This window comes from Lutibacter sp. (assembly GCF_041562875.1).
Taxonomy (GTDB): Bacteria; Bacteroidota; Bacteroidia; order Flavobacteriales; family Flavobacteriaceae; genus Lutibacter.
Genome location: NZ_JBFFOE010000001.1, coordinates 73,134 through 90,517, shown reverse-complemented (window position 1 = coordinate 90,517; position 17,384 = coordinate 73,134). Strand labels below are relative to the sequence as shown.

Sequence of the window (17,384 nt, the reverse complement as noted above, 5' to 3'; positions counted from 1 at the left end):
TAGAGAATGAAAAAAATATTGTTGCTAGAAGATAATTCTTTTGATGCTGACTTGGTAAGCAGAGAGCTCAAAAAAAAATGGCCAGATGTAGACTTAAAAGTGGTAAGAAGATTATCAGAGGCTAGAGCGCTATTTACTGATGATTCAGTTTTTGACATCGCTATTTTTGACTTAAAATTACCTGATGGCAACGGAATGGAATTGTTAACTGAGTTGAGAAACAAAGATTTTCAAACTCCTATCATTATTTACACGAGTAAAGGATCAGAAGAAGTAGTTGCAACTGCTTTAAAATTAGGCGCTAATGATTATATTTCAAAAAAACTAGGTTATGAAAAACTATTACCTGAACAAATAGAATTTACATTAGTCCAAACACTTAAATACAAGAAAATATTAAATGTTCTATATATAGAACATCATAAGGCTGATGTAGAATTAACCAATCATTATTTAAAAAAACACGCTCCCCATATTCATATAAAAAACGTTTCAGATGGGGATATTGCTTTGGGTATTTTGCCGAAAAACAGAAGTTTGCCGTGTGAATATGATTTGATTTTACTTGATTACAAATTACCAGGCTTAAACGCCTTAGAAATAATCAAAATAATTCGTCAAGAACGAAAATTATTTATACCCATTGTAATTGTAACGGGTCAAGGAGATGAAACTATAGCAGCTAAAGCCCTTAAAATTGGTGCAGATGATTATGTAGTTAAAAAAGAACAATATTTATTGCATTTGCCTTCTGTTATAATGAGTTCCTATCAGCATAGAGAATTAGAACGTCAACAACACGCTTTAAAACAAAGTGAACTAAAATTCCGTTTGTTAGCCGATTATTCGTCTGAATGGGAATATTGGGTAGATCAACATAGAGAATATATTTATAACTCTCCAATTTGTGAACAAACTACAGGATATAAACCCCTAGATTTTGTAAAAAATAAAGACTTATTAAGAGATATTGCCCTTCCCGAATATAAAACATTGGTTGCTGAACATTTTTCTAAAAATATATCAGAATTACACGACCCTATTGAGTTTAAAATAAAAACATTAGACGGATCTATTAAATGGATTAGCCATTTTTGCAGACCTGTATATGATGATGATAAAAATTATTTAGGACAACGTGGTAATAACAGAGATATTACCGTATTTAAACAACAGGTTGAAACATTACTTAAATTAAATAAAGCCATCAATAACTCAAGTGATATTATTTTTATGACTGATGTTGAAGGTGTTATAACCTATATCAATCCCGTTTTTACTGAAAAATACGGTTATACACCTGATGAAATTGTTGGAAAAGAAACTCCAAGAATTTTAAAAAGCGGAACTCATCCGGAAGAAATTTATACCAATTTCTGGAAAAATATTCAACAAAAGAAAAGTATTGACTCTTTTCAATTCATTAACAAATGTAAAGATGGAAAACTAATTGATATTGAGGCCTCTGCCAACCCTATTATTGATGAAAATGGAAAAATTAGTGGGTTTATTGGAATACAACGTGATATTACTCAGCGCAAACTTGCCGATAAAGCTTTAAAAGAAAGTGAAGAAAAACATCGTTTGTATGTAACAAATGCACCAGAAGGAATTTTTATCACCAATTTCGAAGGTCAATATTTAGAAGTAAATGAAGCTGCCTGTAAAATGACTGGGTACGCTAAAGATGAATTATTATCGCTTACCATTGAAGATCTTATTTCAACAAAAGAGGTTTCAAGAGGATCTGAAATACTTCAAGAGAGTCAAGAAAAAGGGAGTTATTATGGTGAATTTTTATTGAAAAGAAAAAACGGTTTAGAATTTTTCGCCAGTTTAAATATTGTAACTCTTTTGGAAAATCGCAGCATGGCCTTTGTAACGGATATTTCAGATCGAAAAAGAGCAGAAATAATTCAAAAAATAATTTTAAACATTTCAAATGCTTCGCAAACTGAGGTAGACTTACCAACATTACTTAAATTTATACAAAAAGAATTAGGTCGTTTAGTAGATACAAAAAATTTCTTTGTAGCGTTATATAATGAAGAAAATGACACTATTCATTTGCCTTATTATGAAGATGAAAAGGATGATTTATCCTATTTTCCTGCTGAAAAAACAGTAACAGGTTACCTTATTAAACAAGGTAAATCTTTACTGTTAAGTAACACAGACTTAAAAAAATTAGATAGAGATAAGTTGATAGAACTAGTTGGTGATATTTCAGAAGCTTGGCTTGGCGTTCCACTTAAAATAAAAGGAAAAGTAACAGGCGCTTTGGTAATACAGACTTATAAAAATACGAATGTTTATACAGAGAAAGATAAAGAAATGTTAGAAATTATTTCGCATCAAATTAGTATTTCCATAGAGCGTAAACAATATGAAGAGGCGTTGCTAAAAGCACTAGAAAAAGCAAAAGAAAGCGACCGATTAAAATCGGCCTTTTTAGCTAATATGAGTCATGAAATTAGAACACCAATGAATGGTATTTTAGGTTTTTCAGATCTGTTAAAATCTCCAGATTTAAGTTCAGAAAAACAACAAAAATATATCAATATCATAGAAAAAAGTGGAAAACGTATGTTGACAACGATTAATGATATTATGGACATTTCTAAAATTGAAGCAGGTTTAATGAATGTGTCTAAATCAACCTTTAATTTGAAAGAAAAATTAGAGGACCTTTTTAGTTTTTTTGAAACTGAAGCTTCTAAAAAGGGATTGCATTTATCAATACAAAATAACTTAACAGAAGATGAATATTTATTACTGTCAGATGAACAAAAAGTAATTTCTATTATGACTAATCTTATTAAAAACGCTATAAAATTTACACCAAGTGGAAGTGTTGAGATAGGTTGTTGTAAAAGTGACAATTTCTTTGAATTTTATGTAAAGGATACTGGAATTGGGATACCAAAAGATAGACAACCACACATTTTTGATCGTTTTGTTCAGGCAGATATTGAAGATAAATTAGTGTATGAAGGTTCTGGATTAGGGCTTGCCATTTCAAAATCGTATGTAGAAATGTTAGAAGGTACTATTGGGTTAATTTCAGAAGAAGAAATAGGAAGTGAATTTTATTTTACAATTCCTTACCAAAGAAGTTTCTAAAACCTATTAATAACCATTTAAATAAATTCATCATAATTTTAAATGCAATGAAACTAAAAATATTAATTGTAGAAGATCATGATATCTCAGCTTTATTTCTTACAGAAATTATTCAAAATTTAGCTAGAGAAATTTTATATGCAACTAACGGTATAAAAGGAATTGAACATTTTAGAAATCATTCTGATATTGACCTAATTTTAATGGATATTAAATTACCTGATATTAATGGATATGAAGTTACCCGCCAAATAAGGCTTTTTAATAAAGACATCATTATTATTGCTCAAACAGCTTTTGCTCAAAATGGTGAAGAAGAAAAAGCATTAAGTGCTGGGTGTAATTACTACATAACCAAACCCATAAATAAAACTGATTTATTAAATTTAATAAAATCAATATTTAAAATTGATCTTAATACAACACAAAAAAAGGTCTGAAAAACAGACCTTTAATTTTGGGTGGAAGACCGGGCTCGAACCGGCGACCCTCGGTACCACAAACCGATGCTCTAACCAACTGAGCTACAACCACCATATTGCGGATGCAAATGTAAAACATTTCTGTTTTATTACAAACATTTTTTAAAATAAATTATCTAAAGTTTTTATGGCCACGTAACGTTCTGAGGTGAAGCCTTCTGCAAAATCTACACCTACCAATCTACCTAAATCTTGAGCTCTATATTTAATACTATCTAAAAAGTTCTTACTTGAAATTGGTGAAGTTGGCTCTTTACTATTTGGATCATAGAATTGAGAACTATAAGCCTTAACTGCATCCATCTTAATTTCAACAAAATCGGTAACGTCAACAACAAAATCTGGTTCTAAATTTTTCCATTGTATATAATGATATACTTGTTTTGGCCTCCAAGCTTCTTGTTTTTCGTCATTTAATTCAGTCACAATTTTAACCAATCCTGATAAAAAACAAGCATCTGAAGCTAAGTTACTTCCCTTTGAGTGATCAATATGCCTATCATCAACAGCGTTGCACAACACTATATTAGGCTTATATTTTCTAATGATTCTAATAATTTCAAGTTGATGTTTACGATCGTTTACAAAAAACCCATCTGCAAAAGCTAAGTTTTCTCTTACTGCAACTCCTAAAATTTTAGCAGCATTATTAGCTTCAATAGCTCTAATTTCAGCAGATCCTCTTGTACCTAATTCTCCTCTAGTTAAATCTAAAATTCCAACTTTTTTTCCCAAAGAAATTTCTTTTGCAATGGTTGCACCACAACCCAATTCTACATCATCTGGATGAGCTCCAATTGCTAAAATATCTAATTTCATAAAATCTAATCCTTTAATATTTCAACAAATATAGTGATTTTTAAAACCTTCTAATAGCTACTCTAATTTCAAAACATTTTTTTTAATTAAAACACGAAATAAATCAAAACGTATAAATATTTTAATAAATGGTAATAAATATATAGTAAATGGTTAAAAATGTTTGGTGGATTAAAAATAATTAATTACATTAGCTATAGATTTTAAATATAATTAACCCCAAAGTCCCTAATATTATGAAAAAAGCAACAATCCTATTCTTCTTTTTTATGGTGATTTCACCATTTGCTTTTTCACAAATTTCATCTATTGAGAAAAATGCATTAATTGATTTATACAAATCAACAAATGGAGACAATTGGAATACGCCTTGGAATTTAGATGAAGCTCCAAATACTTGGTATGGTATCACTATTAAAAACAATACGGTAGTTGAAATAAATTTAAGTATGAATAACTTAAGTGGTCAGCTTCCTACCTCTATTGGTAATCTTAAATATCTTCAAAATTTAAATTTAGGATTTAATAAAATAGATGGAACTATTCCTAATGAATTAACTACAATTACATCTTTAACCAGTATTCAATTATTTATGAATCAGTTACATGGTGAAATTCCTTCTAGTATTGGTAATTTAATAAATCTAAATGAATTAATTCTTTTTAATAACATGTTAAGCGGTTACTTGCCAACTTCAGTTTATACAATTAAAAATCTTAAAACTTTACACATAAGTAGTAATAACTTAACAGGAACCATTTCTTCAGAAATTGAAAATTTAACAAATTTAGAAACTTTAAGTGTTTTTGATAATTCAATGTATGGAAGCATTCCTGCTACTATTGGTAACCTTACAAATTTAAAAGAATTGACAATAGCCAATAATTTATTTGAAGGTGAAATTCCTGTGGAAATAAATAAACTTACTAATTTAGAAACCTTATTATTAAATAATAATAGATTTATTGGAACTATTAATAAATCTATAAAAAACTTACCTAAACTTATCAACTTTGATTTTGAAAATAACCCAATAAAAATTGAAGTTATAACAAATATTGTAACCGTAAATTTACCACAATAATCATAATAATTATTTTAAGTTAGTTAAAAAAAAATCACTCAAAATGAGTGATTTTTTTTTACACATTAACAACATTGTAACTAGTTATTACTTTTTATTATTTTAAACAAATTAGATACTCACTTAATTGTATTCTAAATTCCTCATTTTTTAATTAATTTTTATTTTACTTAAAAACATAAATTTTTATACTCATATGAAGTTGGATGATAATTTTATATTTAAATAAAATAACACTTACAACTAATGAATGGTATTGAAAATTAAACAAATGGTAAATTATATTAGATATATTAAAAATAATTATATACATTAGCAGCATCATTTAAATAAATTTAATGTCCAAATCCTGAAAAATGAAAAAAATAGCTCTACTAATATTGTTTTTTTTAACAATAGCACCGCTTACTTATTCTCAAATTTCAGATTTAGAAAAAAATACTTTGCTTGATTTATATAAATCAACAAATGGTGAAAGCTGGAATACTCGTTGGAATTTAAATGACGCTCCAAATACTTGGCATGGAATTACTATAGAAAATAATACTGTTACTGAAATTAATTTAAGTATGAATAACTTAAATGGCGTTTTACCTACATCTATAAGCAATCTAACATCTTTACAAAATTTAAATTTAGGATTTAATAAAATTTCTGGTGTAATCCCTGAAGAAATTACTACTATTGAATCTTTAGAAAAAATTCAGTTATTTATGAATCAAATTGAAGGTGAAATTCCTTCTAATATTGGGAATCTAATAAATCTTAGTGAATTCGTTTTATTTAATAATTTAATAAGTGGCTACATTCCTGAATCTATTTATAAATTAAATAAACTTGAAGTTTTACAAATTAGCAGCAATAAATTAACTGGTGTAATTTCATCAAAAATCAAAAATCTAGTAAATTTAAAAACATTAAGCTTTTTTGACAATTCAATGTTTGGTCTGATTCCTTCAGAAATAGGTAACCTAATTAATTTAGAAGAACTTGCACTAGCTAATAATTTATTTGAAGGTGAAATTCCTAGTGAAATAAGTAACCTTATTAAATTAGAAACATTACTCTTAAATAATAATAGATTTATAGGTAGTATAGACCCTTCGATAAAAAACATGCCACAACTTTTAAACTTTGAATTCAATAACAATTCATTTGACGTTGAGGTATACTCAAATAATTCAACCCCCATAACATACAATTCCTTAATGCTCCAATAAGAGTTCATTAAATTTTACTTTCATTAAAAAAGAGACTGTTAAAAGCAGTCTCTTTTTTAATGAAATTTATTTAAATTTTAACAGAGTTGCATATGCAACTAATAAATAACAATTAGTATATTCGCATCAAAATTAAATACATGAATTTCAATTCAAACAACTCTGATTTTAATAAAACATTAGCGCCTTGGATTGGAAGAACTGAAAAGCTTATAAACATACATATTTCAGATGTTTTTCTACACAATAATATACAAGTAACCAAAGAGCAATGGATTGTTTTGAAAATATTATATGAAGATAATGACAATCTTATTCAAAACGAACTTGCATTTATAACAAATCGCAACAAAGCTTCATTAACACGACTTATAAACGTTATGGAGAAAAATAAATTAGTAGCTAGAATTCCTTCAAAAAAAGATTCTCGTAAAAATTTAATTCAAATTACTGAAACAGGTAAATTACTATTTCTTAAAATGAAACCTTTAATGCTAAACACATTAGAAATGCTTCAAAATGGAATTACAGAAGATGAAAAAGAAGTTTTTATCAATGTTATGACCAAAATTCAAACTAATTTAAAAAATCACACTATTTAATTATATAATCACCCAAATTTAAATCAATGAGAAATATTATAATCTTAATTTTATCAATTGTTCTTATAGGAGGCTCTATATTTATTGCTAAATATTTAATTAACAATAAAAATAAACCAAAACCGAAAACTGAGAAAATTTTAAAAACTGTTTATACTGAAACTGTAAACAACACCTCAATTCCTTTGGTAATTACTACAAATGGTAATTTAGTTGCTAAAAATAAAATTGAATTGTATGCTGAAGTACAAGGTGTTTTAGAAACTACTTCCAAAGATTTTAAACAAGGAACATCTTATAACAAAGGTGAAACTATTATTAAAATTAATAGTGACGAGTTTTATGCTAATTTACAAGCGCAAAAAAGCAATTTATTTAACACTATCACTGCTATTATGCCAGATATTAGATTAGATTACCCTAATGAATATAGTAAATGGCAAACGTACTTGCTAAGTTTCGATACTCAAAAATCACTTCAGAAACTACCAGAAACAACTTCAGAAAAAGAAAAATTCTTTATTTCAGGTCGTGGTATAAATACAGCATATTACAATGTTAAAAACTTAGAAGTTAAATTAAATAAATATAATTTAAGAGCCCCTTTTAATGGAATACTAACTGAATCGTTAGTAAATCCTGGAACATTGATAAGAGTTGGTCAGAAATTAGGAGAATTTATAGATCCATCAGTTTATGAAATAGGTGTTTCTATAAAATCTGAATTCAGAGATCTACTACAAATTGGCAAACAAGTTGAATTGTATAACTTAGAAAAAACTAAAACTTGGAAAGGTAAAGTTGTTAGAATAAATGGAAAAGTAGATGCTTCAACACAAACCATTAAAGCTTTTATACAAGTAAGCTCAAAAGATTTAAAAGAAGGTCAATATGTTGAAATTGCCTTGCAAGCAAAAGCCGAGGAAAATGCATTTGAAGTTTCAAGAAATTTGTTAATTGAAAACTCTAAATTATACATCGTAAAAGATTCTGTTTTAGATTTAGTAAACGTGAATCTAATTTTTGAGAGTGAAAAATCGGTTGTTGTTAAAGGATTAGCAAATGGAACTATACTTTTATCTAAACCCGTTCCTGGATCTCATATAGGTATGCTTGTTAAAATTTCAACTGAAAACAATAAACAATAATGGAAAAAGTAATATCCTATTTTATAAAATTTCCTGTTGCAGTAAATATATTTATTTTGGCATTTTTCGGGTTTGGTTTAGCGGGTTACTTATCCATGAAATCATCCTATTTTCCATTAACTGATTCACAAAACATTTCCATAAGTTTAAACTACCCTGGCGCTTCTCCTGAAGAAATGGAAGAAGGTATTGTACTAAAAATTGAAGACAACTTAAAAGGAATTGTTGGTGTTGATAGAGTTACATCGGTTTCCAGAGAAAACTCCGCCAGCATAAATATTGAAACTATAAAAGGTAAAAATATTGATGTTGTTTTAGCTGATGTTAAAAATGCAGTAGACAGAGTTCCCTCCTTTCCTTCTGGCATGGAACCTCCTATAATTGCTAAAATAGAAACCATGAGACCAACCATTAGCTTTACCGTTAGTGGAGAAAATATTCCTTTAGCTACATTAAAACAATACGCAAGAACCGTTGAAAACGATTTAAGAAGTATTGATGGGATTTCTCAAGTAAGACTTTCTGGTTTTCCCGCTCAAGAAATTGAAATTGCAGTTCGTGAAAGTGACTTACGCGCCTATAATTTATCTTTTGCAGAGGTATCAAATGCTATTAGCAAAACCAATTTATTAATCTCAGGTGGTAATATTAAAACCAATGATGAAGATTATTTAATTAGAGCTCGTAACAAAAATTATTTTGGTAATGAGCTATTAAATTTAATAGTAAGAGCTGATGCAAGTGGAAATATTATTAGACTTAGTGATATTGCAAATGTTTCTGACACTTGGTCTGAAAACCCCGACAGGTTATACTTTAACGGAAAAAACGCCATTGATATTACCGTAAGTAATACCAACAGCGAAGATTTAATTTCTACTGCCGAGAATGTAAAAGAATATATAACTAAATTCAACCAGCAACAGAAAAATGTTAAAATAGATATCTCTAGTGATAATTCAATTGCATTAAAACAACGCACAGAATTATTAATTAAAAATGCTGGAATGGGTGTTTTATTAGTGCTCTTTTTCTTGGCATTATTCTTAAATATTCGTTTGGCATTTTGGGTGGCATTTGGTATTCCAATTGCATTTTTTGGGATGTTTATTTTTGCTGCAAATTTAGGAGTAACCATCAATGTACTTTCATTGTTTGGGATGATTATTGTAATTGGTATTTTAGTTGATGATGGTATTGTTATTGGTGAAAACATCTATCACCATTACGAAAAAGGAAAAACTCCCATACGTGCTGCAATTGATGGTACATTAGAAGTAATCCCTCCTATTGTTTCAGCAATATTAACTACTATTATTGCTTTTTCAACATTTTTCTTTTTAGATGGAAGAATAGGAAACTTCTTTAGTGAAGTATCAGTTATTGTAATTTTAACATTAGCTGTATCATTAATTGAAGCTTTAATTATTTTACCTGCACATATTGCTCATTCTAAAGCTTTAGAGAGAAAAGAAAAAAAGAGAAATAAATTAAACACCTTCTTTTTTAATGTAAACCAAAAGGCTGAAAAAGGGCTCTTTTATTTTAGAGATACTTTTTATGCCCCTTATTTACGTTTTTTTTTAAAACATAAATTATTTGGATTTGCAATACCTATCACATTACTTATTTTAAGTATTGGAGCCCTTGGAGGAGGAATTGTTAAAACATCTTTTTTTCCATCAATTGCAAGTGATAGAGTTAGCATAGATTTAAAAATGCTTCAAGGAACTAATGAAATGATTACAGATTCTATTATTTCAAAAATTGAAGTAGCTGTATGGGAAATAAACGATGAATTCACAAAAAAACAAACTGGAAATATTTCAGTAGTTGAAAATGTAATTAAGAGAATTGGCCCTGGGACTTCAAATGGGAGTTTAACCGTAAATTTACTTCCCGGAGAAGCTAGAGAATTTTCTTCGCCCGAAATTACAAATGCCATTCGTGAAAAAGTGGGTATTATACATGGTGTTGAAAGCTTAACATTTGGATCTGGCGGTAATTTTGGAGGAAGTCCGGTTGCCGTTTCTTTGTTGGGAAATAATATTGAAGAATTAAAAGCCGCTAAAATTGAATTGAAAGAAATTTTAGCAAAAAACTCGCAGTTAAAAGATATTTCAGATAATGATCCTGCTGGGATTAAAGAAATTCAAATTAGACTAAAAGATAATGCTTATTTATTGGGATTAAACTTACAAACTGTTATGAGCCAAGTTCGTTCAGGGTTTTTCGGTATGCAAACTCAACGATTTCAACGTGGGCAAGATGAAATTAAAGTTTGGGTTCGTTATAAAAAAGAAGATAGATCATCTATTAAAGATTTGAATGATATGTGGATTACAACTCCTTCAAATCAAAACGTACCTTTATCTGAAATTGCAACTTATGAAATTCAAAGAGGAGATGTTGTTATTAATCATTTAAGCAGTAAACGTGAAATTCAAATCACTGCAGATATGAAATCTCCTGGGGAAAGTGCAACTGATATTTTAGATGATATTAAAACAAATATAATACCAGAAATTATTTCAAAATACCCAACCGTTTCTGCTGCTTATGAAGGTCAAAATAGAGAAGCTCAAAAAACAATAACTTCAGTAAAAAAAGTTGGACTCATAATTTTAGCACTTATTTATATTGTAATTGCTTTTACCTTTAGATCTTATGAACAGCCAATTTTATTATTATTAATGATTCCTTTTAGTTTAATTGGTGTTATTTGGGGACATTGGATTCATGATTTCCCAATAAATATTCTTTCTTGGCTTGGAATTATAGCTTTAATAGGAATTATGGTAAATGATGGACTTGTACTCATTGAAAAATTTAATGGTTATTTAAAGCAAGGCATGAAATATGATGAGGCTCTAATACAAGCTTCCATATCAAGGTTTAGGGCAATTTTATTAACCACACTAACTACAGTAGCAGGTTTAGCTCCATTATTATTAGAAAAAAGCAGACAAGCTCAATTTTTAAAACCTATGGCTATTTCCATTTCCTACGGTATTGCCATTGCAACAGTTTTAACTTTGGTTATGTTACCGCTATTATTATCGGTTTCAAATGATATTAAAGTTTTTATAAAATGGTTAATAACTGGTAAAAAAGTTACCAAAGAAGAAGTTGAAAGAGCAATTATTGAATTGAAAAGTGAAGAAGAAGATGAAAGTGAAAAACAATTGAATTCAGATGTTGATTTAACAGAAGATTTGGAACTAAAACTAATACACGAAGAGTATCTTGACAGAAAAATTCTTACACAAAAAAATAAAGAAAATGAGTTATAAAAATATAGTATTAATAGCTGTATTTTTAAGTTTTTCGGTTAGTCAGGCCCAAGAACTTTTAAGTAAAGAAAATGCTATTAAGTTAGCTTTGGAAAATAATTATGGTATTAAAATAGCCAAAAATAAGGTGAAAATTGCTGAAAATAACGCAAGTATTTACAACAGTGGTTATTTACCAAAAGTAACTGCTAATGCTGGTGCAAATTATAATAACAATTCAAGTGAATTCACTTCTCAAAGCGGTGATAAATCTGAAATTAATGATGCTGAGTCTAAAGTATACAATGCATCAATAGGATTAAATTACACATTATTTGATGGCTTAGGAAGGACCTATAACTATAAAAAGCTAAAAGAAACGTATAATTTATCTGAACTCGAAGCCCAAGCTATTATAGAAAATTCAGTATTGCAAATTTTCGCAACCTATTATAATGTAGCCCAATTAACTGTGGATGCTATAAATATTTTAGAATCCTTAAAAATTTCAAAACAAAGATTAGAACGTGCAAATTATAGTTTTGACTATGGACAAAGTACCAAACTACAAGTATTAAATGCAGAAGTTGATGTAAATAATGATAGTATCAGATATATAAATACCCAACGCTTTTTAGCAAATTCTAAACGCGATTTAAATTTACTTTTAGGAAGATCCGTTACAGCCAATTTCACTGTTGATATGGATGTTTCATTTAATTTAATATTCGATTATCAAAATTTATTAGAAAAAGCTAAAAGTCATAATATTGAAATGCAAAAAGTAACAAAAAACATTGAACTAAGTAATTTTGATATAAAAATTAACAAGTCTGGCCTATATCCTACTCTTAATTTTAATAGTTCATTCGGTTTCAATAAATATGATAATGATATTACATTTACAAATGCAGAGCAATTATCAAAAGGTTTAAATGCAGGAGTTAGTTTAAATTGGAATTTATTTGATGGGGGAAATACAAAAACACGTATTCAAAATTCAAAAATAGTAGCTGATAATTTACAAGTTCAAAAAGAACAAGTAGAAAATGAATTAGAACGCTCCATTGCGAATGCTTTAGAAATTTACAACAATGCTTTATTTATTTTAAATTCAGAAGAAAAAAATGTAGAAACTAATAAAAGAAATTTTTCAAGAACCGAAGAACAATTTAAATTGGGGCAAATAACATCTATAGAATTTAGACAAGCACAGGTAAATCTTTTTAATGCACAGTCAAACTTTAACTTAGCTAAATATGATGCTAAAAATGCTGAATTAAAATTATTACAACTTTCTGGAGAATTATTAAGTCAAGAATTTTAAGTTAAAAATGATTCAATAAATGTAGTTATTTCATGAAATCCTTACTTATTACATATTAAATAAGTTAAAATATTTACATCTAAATCGTTTTCGTGCTAAAAATCAATGATATAAATCATACAAGATTAAGAGGAAATTCCCTAAATTTGTGCCCTCGTAAAATAAAAAATAACATAATAAATTAAAGTATAATAACAATGGAAGGAAAAAAAAGAGTATACAAATTTGGAGGTAAGACTGCAGATGGAAATAGCACTATGAAAAACCTTTTAGGAGGTAAAGGAGCTAATCTGGCAGAAATGAGTTTAATTGGAATACCTGTTCCTGCTGGATTTACAATTACTACAGAAGTTTGTACTGAATACAATCTTTATGGCAAAGATGCTGTGGTTAAAGTTATAAAAGAACAAGTTGAAGAAGCCGTTAAAGCTACTGAACTTATCATGGGTGCAAAATTTGACCCAACTGATGGTTCTTTTCCTTTGTTATTATCTGTTCGTTCAGGTGCTCGTGCTTCTATGCCAGGTATGATGAATACAGTTCTTAACTTAGGTATGAATGATGAAACAGTAAAAATTATTGCTGAAAAATCAGGTAACGCAAAATTTGCATACGATTCTTACCGTCGTTTCATACATATGTATGGTGATGTTGTAATGGGTGTTGAAGCTGAAGAAGGACATCATAACCCATTTGAGGTTATTCTTGACAAATTAAAAGAAGCTAAAGGATATAAAATTGATACTGAATTAACTGTTGAAGATCTTAAAGATCTTGTTGAAGGTTATAAATCAGTTATTAGAGAACACGCCGGTGTAGATTTCCCTACAAATCCATGGGATCAACTTTGGGGTTCTGTTTGTGCTGTATTCGATTCTTGGAATACTGAAAGAGCCATACTTTACAGAAGAATGGAAAACATTCCTTCTGAGTGGGGTACTGCTGTAAATGTACAAGCAATGGTGTATGGTAATATGGGTGATTCTTCTGCAACAGGAGTTTGTTTCTCTCGTGATGCTGCAACTGGTGAAGACCAATTCAATGGTGAATATTTAGTAAATGCACAAGGTGAAGATGTTGTGTCTGGTGTTCGTACTCCATTAGAAATTACAACAATAGGATCTAAACGTTGGGCTGAACGTAACGGTACTTCAGAAGAAGACCGAGTTAAAAACTTCCCTTCCTTAGAAGAAGTTATGCCTTCATTATATCAAGAACTTAATGAAACACAACAAAAACTTGAAAATCACTACAGTGATATGCAAGATATGGAGTTTACAATTCAAGAAGGTAAACTTTGGATGCTTCAAACTCGTAACGGTAAAAGAACTGGTGCTGCAATGGTAAAAATGGCAGTAGATATGTTAGCGCAAGGTCTTATTGACGAAAAAACTGCAATCTTACGTCAAGAGCCTAATAAATTAGATGAATTATTGCACCCTGTATTTGATCACGACGCTGTTGTTGCTGCAAAAGAAATTTCTAAAGGACTTCCTGCATCACCTGGTGCTGCAACTGGTCAAGTTGTTTTTTCTGCTGATGCTGCTGAGAAATGGGCTGCTGATGGTAAAAAAGTAATTTTGGTTCGTCGAGAAACTTCTCCTGAAGATTTAAAAGGTATGTATGCTGCTGAAGGTATTCTTACTGAACGTGGTGGTATGACTTCTCACGCTGCTGTAGTTGCACGTGGAATGGGTAAATGTTGTATCTCTTCTGCTGCAGGTGTATTTGTTTCAGGATCTTCAATGACTGTAAATGGTGTTGTGTATAAAGAAGGTGATTTTATTTCATTAGATGGTACTACAGGTATTGTATATGATGGAAAAGTAGATACAATGACTGCTACATTAGATGGTGACTTTGCTAAATTAATGGAATTAGCTGAAAAAAATACACGTATGTACGTTCGTACAAATGCTGATACTCCTGATGATGCAAAAGCTGCTCGTGAATTTGGAGCAAAAGGTATTGGACTTTGTCGTACTGAGCATATGTTTTTCGAAGGAGATCGTATCTGGGCTATCCGTGAAATGATTCTTGCTGAAGACGTTGAAGGACGTAAAAATGCATTAGCTAAATTATTACCTATCCAACGTGAAGATTTCTATGGAATTCTTGAAGCAATGGATGGATTTGGTGTTACAATTCGTTTATTAGATCCACCATTACACGAGTTTACTCCAAACGATGCTGCTTCTCAAGCTGAAATGGCTGAAAGATTAGGTGTTGATGTTGAGCTTGTAAAAGCTAAAGTTGAATCTTTACACGAATTTAACCCAATGTTAGGTCATAGAGGTTGTCGTTTAGGAAACACTTACCCAGAAATTACAGAAATGCAAGCACGTGCAATTATAGAAGCGGCTTGTGATCTAAAAGCTAAAGGATTTAATCCTAAACCAGAAATCATGGTTCCTTTAATTGGTACTATGCAAGAGTTTAAAATGCAAGAAAACATCATCCGTGAGGTTGCTGCTGCTGTATTTGCTGAAAAAGGTATAGAAGTTGACTACTTAGTAGGAACAATGATTGAGATTCCTCGTGCTTGTTTAACTGCTGATAAAATTGCTGAACATGCTGAATTCTTCTCATTCGGAACAAATGACCTTACTCAAATGGGATTCGGATATTCTCGTGATGATGCTGGTAAATTCTTACCTATCTACATTGAAAAAGGTATCTTAAAACACGATCCTTTCCAAGTGTTAGATCAAGAAGGTATTGGACAATTAGTTGAAATGGCATGTGAAAAAGGTAAAGCTGCTCGTCCAACTTTAAAAATAGGTATTTGTGGTGAACATGGTGGTGAACCTAGTTCAGTTGAATTCTGCCATAGAGTTGGTATGGAATACGTATCTTGTTCTCCTTTCCGTGTGCCAATCGCACGTTTAGCTGCTGCTCAAGCTGCAATGAGAGAATAAGTATCTATAATAAATTATTATTACTAAAAATTCCATCTTTTAAAAAGATGGAATTTTTTTTATGCTTCAATTCATTTATCTTCGTAGCATGATTAACATTGTAATTCTTGGTGGTGGAAATGTAGCATATCATTTAACAACACATTTGTTAAAAAATGCTTCTGTAAATCTAATTCAGGTTTACAATAGAAGTCTAGATAAAATTCAACATTTAAAAAATTTCACTTCAATTACCAATAATTTAAGTAAATTAAAAGAGGCTGATATTTATATTATTGCGGTTTCAGATGATGCTGTTATAGAAATTGCTTCAAAAATAAATTTTAAAAACAAATTAGTTGTTCATACCTCTGGAGCAATTGGTATGAATGATTTACATACTAATTGTAATAAAGGTGTTTTTTATTTATTGCAATCTTTTACTAAAAATAGAATTCCAGATTTTTCTTCAATTCCTGTTTGTTTAGAAGCTGAAAATGAAAAAGATTTAAAATTATTATTTCAATTAGCTTCAGAAATTTCAAGTACTATTTATGAAATAAATTCTGAACAACGTAAGCATTTGCACCTTGCAGCAGTTTTTGTAAATAACTTTGTAAATGTGATGTATAAAATTGGGCATGATATTTGTAATACTGCCAATGTACCGTTTGAAATTTTAAAACCGCTGATACTTGAAACTGCTTCAAAAATAGGTGAAATTTCACCTTATGAAGCTCAAACAGGGCCAGCAAGAAGAAATGATACAAATACTATTGAAAAACACAAAACAATGTTACCTATAAATCAACGAGAAATTTATACATTGCTAACCAAATCTATCCATAAAACATATGCAGAAAAGTTATAAAGAAATTATGCCTCAAATCACTACATTTATTTTTGATGTTGATGGAGTTTTAACGAATGGTATGGTTACTATTTTTCCTGACGGTGAAATGATTAGAAATATGAGTATTAAAGATGGTTACGCACTTAAAACAGCTGTAATGGCAGGTTATAACGTGTGTATAATTTCTGGAGGAACCAATGAAGGAGTTCGCACACGCCTAAAAGCTTTAGGAATTATAGATATATATTTGGGAGCTCACAATAAATTAGATCAATTTAAAGAATACACAAAACTTCACAACATTCAAACCAAAAATATATTATATATGGGTGATGATATTCCTGATTATCCTGTGATGAAAAAAGTAGGTTTACCTTGCTGTCCAAATGATGCCGCCCCAGAAATTCAAGATATATCATTGTATGTTTCTCATAAAAAAGGTGGTATTGGATGTGTACGTGACGTTATAGAACAGGTTTTAAAAGTTCAAGGAAAATGGGAAGGTCAATTTGATGCAAAAATATGATTAGTAAATTAATAAATAATAAATACATAA

General features: G+C 29.6%; 12 protein-coding genes and 1 tRNA gene. 11 read left to right on the top strand and 2 right to left on the bottom strand.

The window, feature by feature from the left end; genetic code table 11:
• The first annotated feature begins 6 nt into the window (after positions 1 to 6).
• Together ABY863_RS00410 and ABY863_RS00405 are read left to right on the top strand one after the other, a co-directional pair.
• Positions 7 to 3,123, top strand: coding sequence for a PAS domain S-box protein (locus ABY863_RS00410; protein ID WP_372792196.1), 3,117 nt, complete (start codon positions 7 to 9; stop codon positions 3,121 to 3,123).
• Positions 3,124 to 3,170: 47 nt separating this feature from the next.
• Positions 3,171 to 3,563 carry a response regulator gene (locus ABY863_RS00405; RefSeq protein WP_372792194.1) on the top strand — a complete coding sequence of 131 codons (393 nt, stop codon included), beginning with the start codon at positions 3,171 to 3,173 and terminating at the stop codon, positions 3,561 to 3,563.
• 19 nt (positions 3,564 to 3,582) lie between these two features.
• Here ABY863_RS00405 and ABY863_RS00400 read toward each other — a convergent pair.
• A tRNA-His gene (locus ABY863_RS00400) sits at positions 3,583 to 3,658 on the bottom strand.
• Positions 3,659 to 3,707: 49 nt separating this feature from the next.
• Entirely contained in the window at positions 3,708 to 4,424 is a 717-nt protein-coding gene (bshB1, locus tag ABY863_RS00395; RefSeq protein WP_372792192.1) for a bacillithiol biosynthesis deacetylase BshB1, read from the bottom strand.
• Positions 4,425 to 4,660: 236 nt separating this feature from the next.
• Between bshB1 and ABY863_RS00390 the strand changes: the two genes are divergently transcribed.
• The 9 genes from ABY863_RS00390 to ABY863_RS00350 all read left to right on the top strand — a co-directional run bounded on the left by ABY863_RS00390 (position 4,661) and on the right by ABY863_RS00350 (position 17,354).
• Complete coding sequence (locus ABY863_RS00390) at positions 4,661 to 5,509, top strand: Two component regulator three Y domain protein (RefSeq protein ID WP_372792190.1); 849 nt, start codon at positions 4,661 to 4,663, stop codon at positions 5,507 to 5,509.
• Positions 5,510 to 5,865: 356 nt separating this feature from the next.
• The gene (locus tag ABY863_RS00385; RefSeq protein WP_372792188.1) at positions 5,866 to 6,729 is read left to right on the top strand and encodes a hypothetical protein; all 864 of its coding nucleotides are present in this window, start codon (positions 5,866 to 5,868) and stop codon (positions 6,727 to 6,729) included.
• A 140-nt stretch (positions 6,730 to 6,869) separates the two neighbouring features.
• Positions 6,870 to 7,331 carry a MarR family winged helix-turn-helix transcriptional regulator gene (locus ABY863_RS00380; RefSeq protein ID WP_372792186.1) on the top strand — a complete coding sequence of 154 codons (462 nt, stop codon included), beginning with the start codon at positions 6,870 to 6,872 and terminating at the stop codon, positions 7,329 to 7,331.
• Between the two features lie 26 nt (positions 7,332 to 7,357).
• The gene (locus ABY863_RS00375; protein WP_372792184.1) at positions 7,358 to 8,479 is read left to right on the top strand and encodes an efflux RND transporter periplasmic adaptor subunit; all 1,122 of its coding nucleotides are present in this window, start codon (positions 7,358 to 7,360) and stop codon (positions 8,477 to 8,479) included.
• On the top strand, positions 8,479 to 11,772 hold the full coding sequence (locus tag ABY863_RS00370; RefSeq protein WP_372792182.1) for an efflux RND transporter permease subunit: 3,294 nt from the start codon (positions 8,479 to 8,481) through the stop codon (positions 11,770 to 11,772). Before ABY863_RS00375 ends, ABY863_RS00370 begins: the two co-directional genes overlap by 1 nt.
• Positions 11,762 to 13,078 (top strand): TolC family protein, encoded by a 1,317-nt coding sequence (locus ABY863_RS00365; protein WP_372792180.1) that lies wholly within the window; start codon positions 11,762 to 11,764, stop codon positions 13,076 to 13,078. Before ABY863_RS00370 ends, ABY863_RS00365 begins: the two co-directional genes overlap by 11 nt.
• A gap of 197 nt (positions 13,079 to 13,275) precedes the next feature.
• Entirely contained in the window at positions 13,276 to 15,996 is a 2,721-nt protein-coding gene (gene ppdK / locus ABY863_RS00360; RefSeq protein WP_372792178.1) for a pyruvate, phosphate dikinase, read from the top strand.
• Positions 15,997 to 16,084: 88 nt separating this feature from the next.
• On the top strand, positions 16,085 to 16,846 hold the full coding sequence (locus ABY863_RS00355) for a Rossmann-like and DUF2520 domain-containing protein (RefSeq protein WP_372792176.1): 762 nt from the start codon (positions 16,085 to 16,087) through the stop codon (positions 16,844 to 16,846).
• Positions 16,830 to 17,354 carry a KdsC family phosphatase gene (locus ABY863_RS00350; RefSeq protein WP_372792174.1) on the top strand — a complete coding sequence of 175 codons (525 nt, stop codon included), beginning with the start codon at positions 16,830 to 16,832 and terminating at the stop codon, positions 17,352 to 17,354. The genes ABY863_RS00355 and ABY863_RS00350 overlap by 17 nt, the downstream gene beginning before the upstream one ends.
• Positions 17,355 to 17,384: the final 30 nt, after the last annotated feature.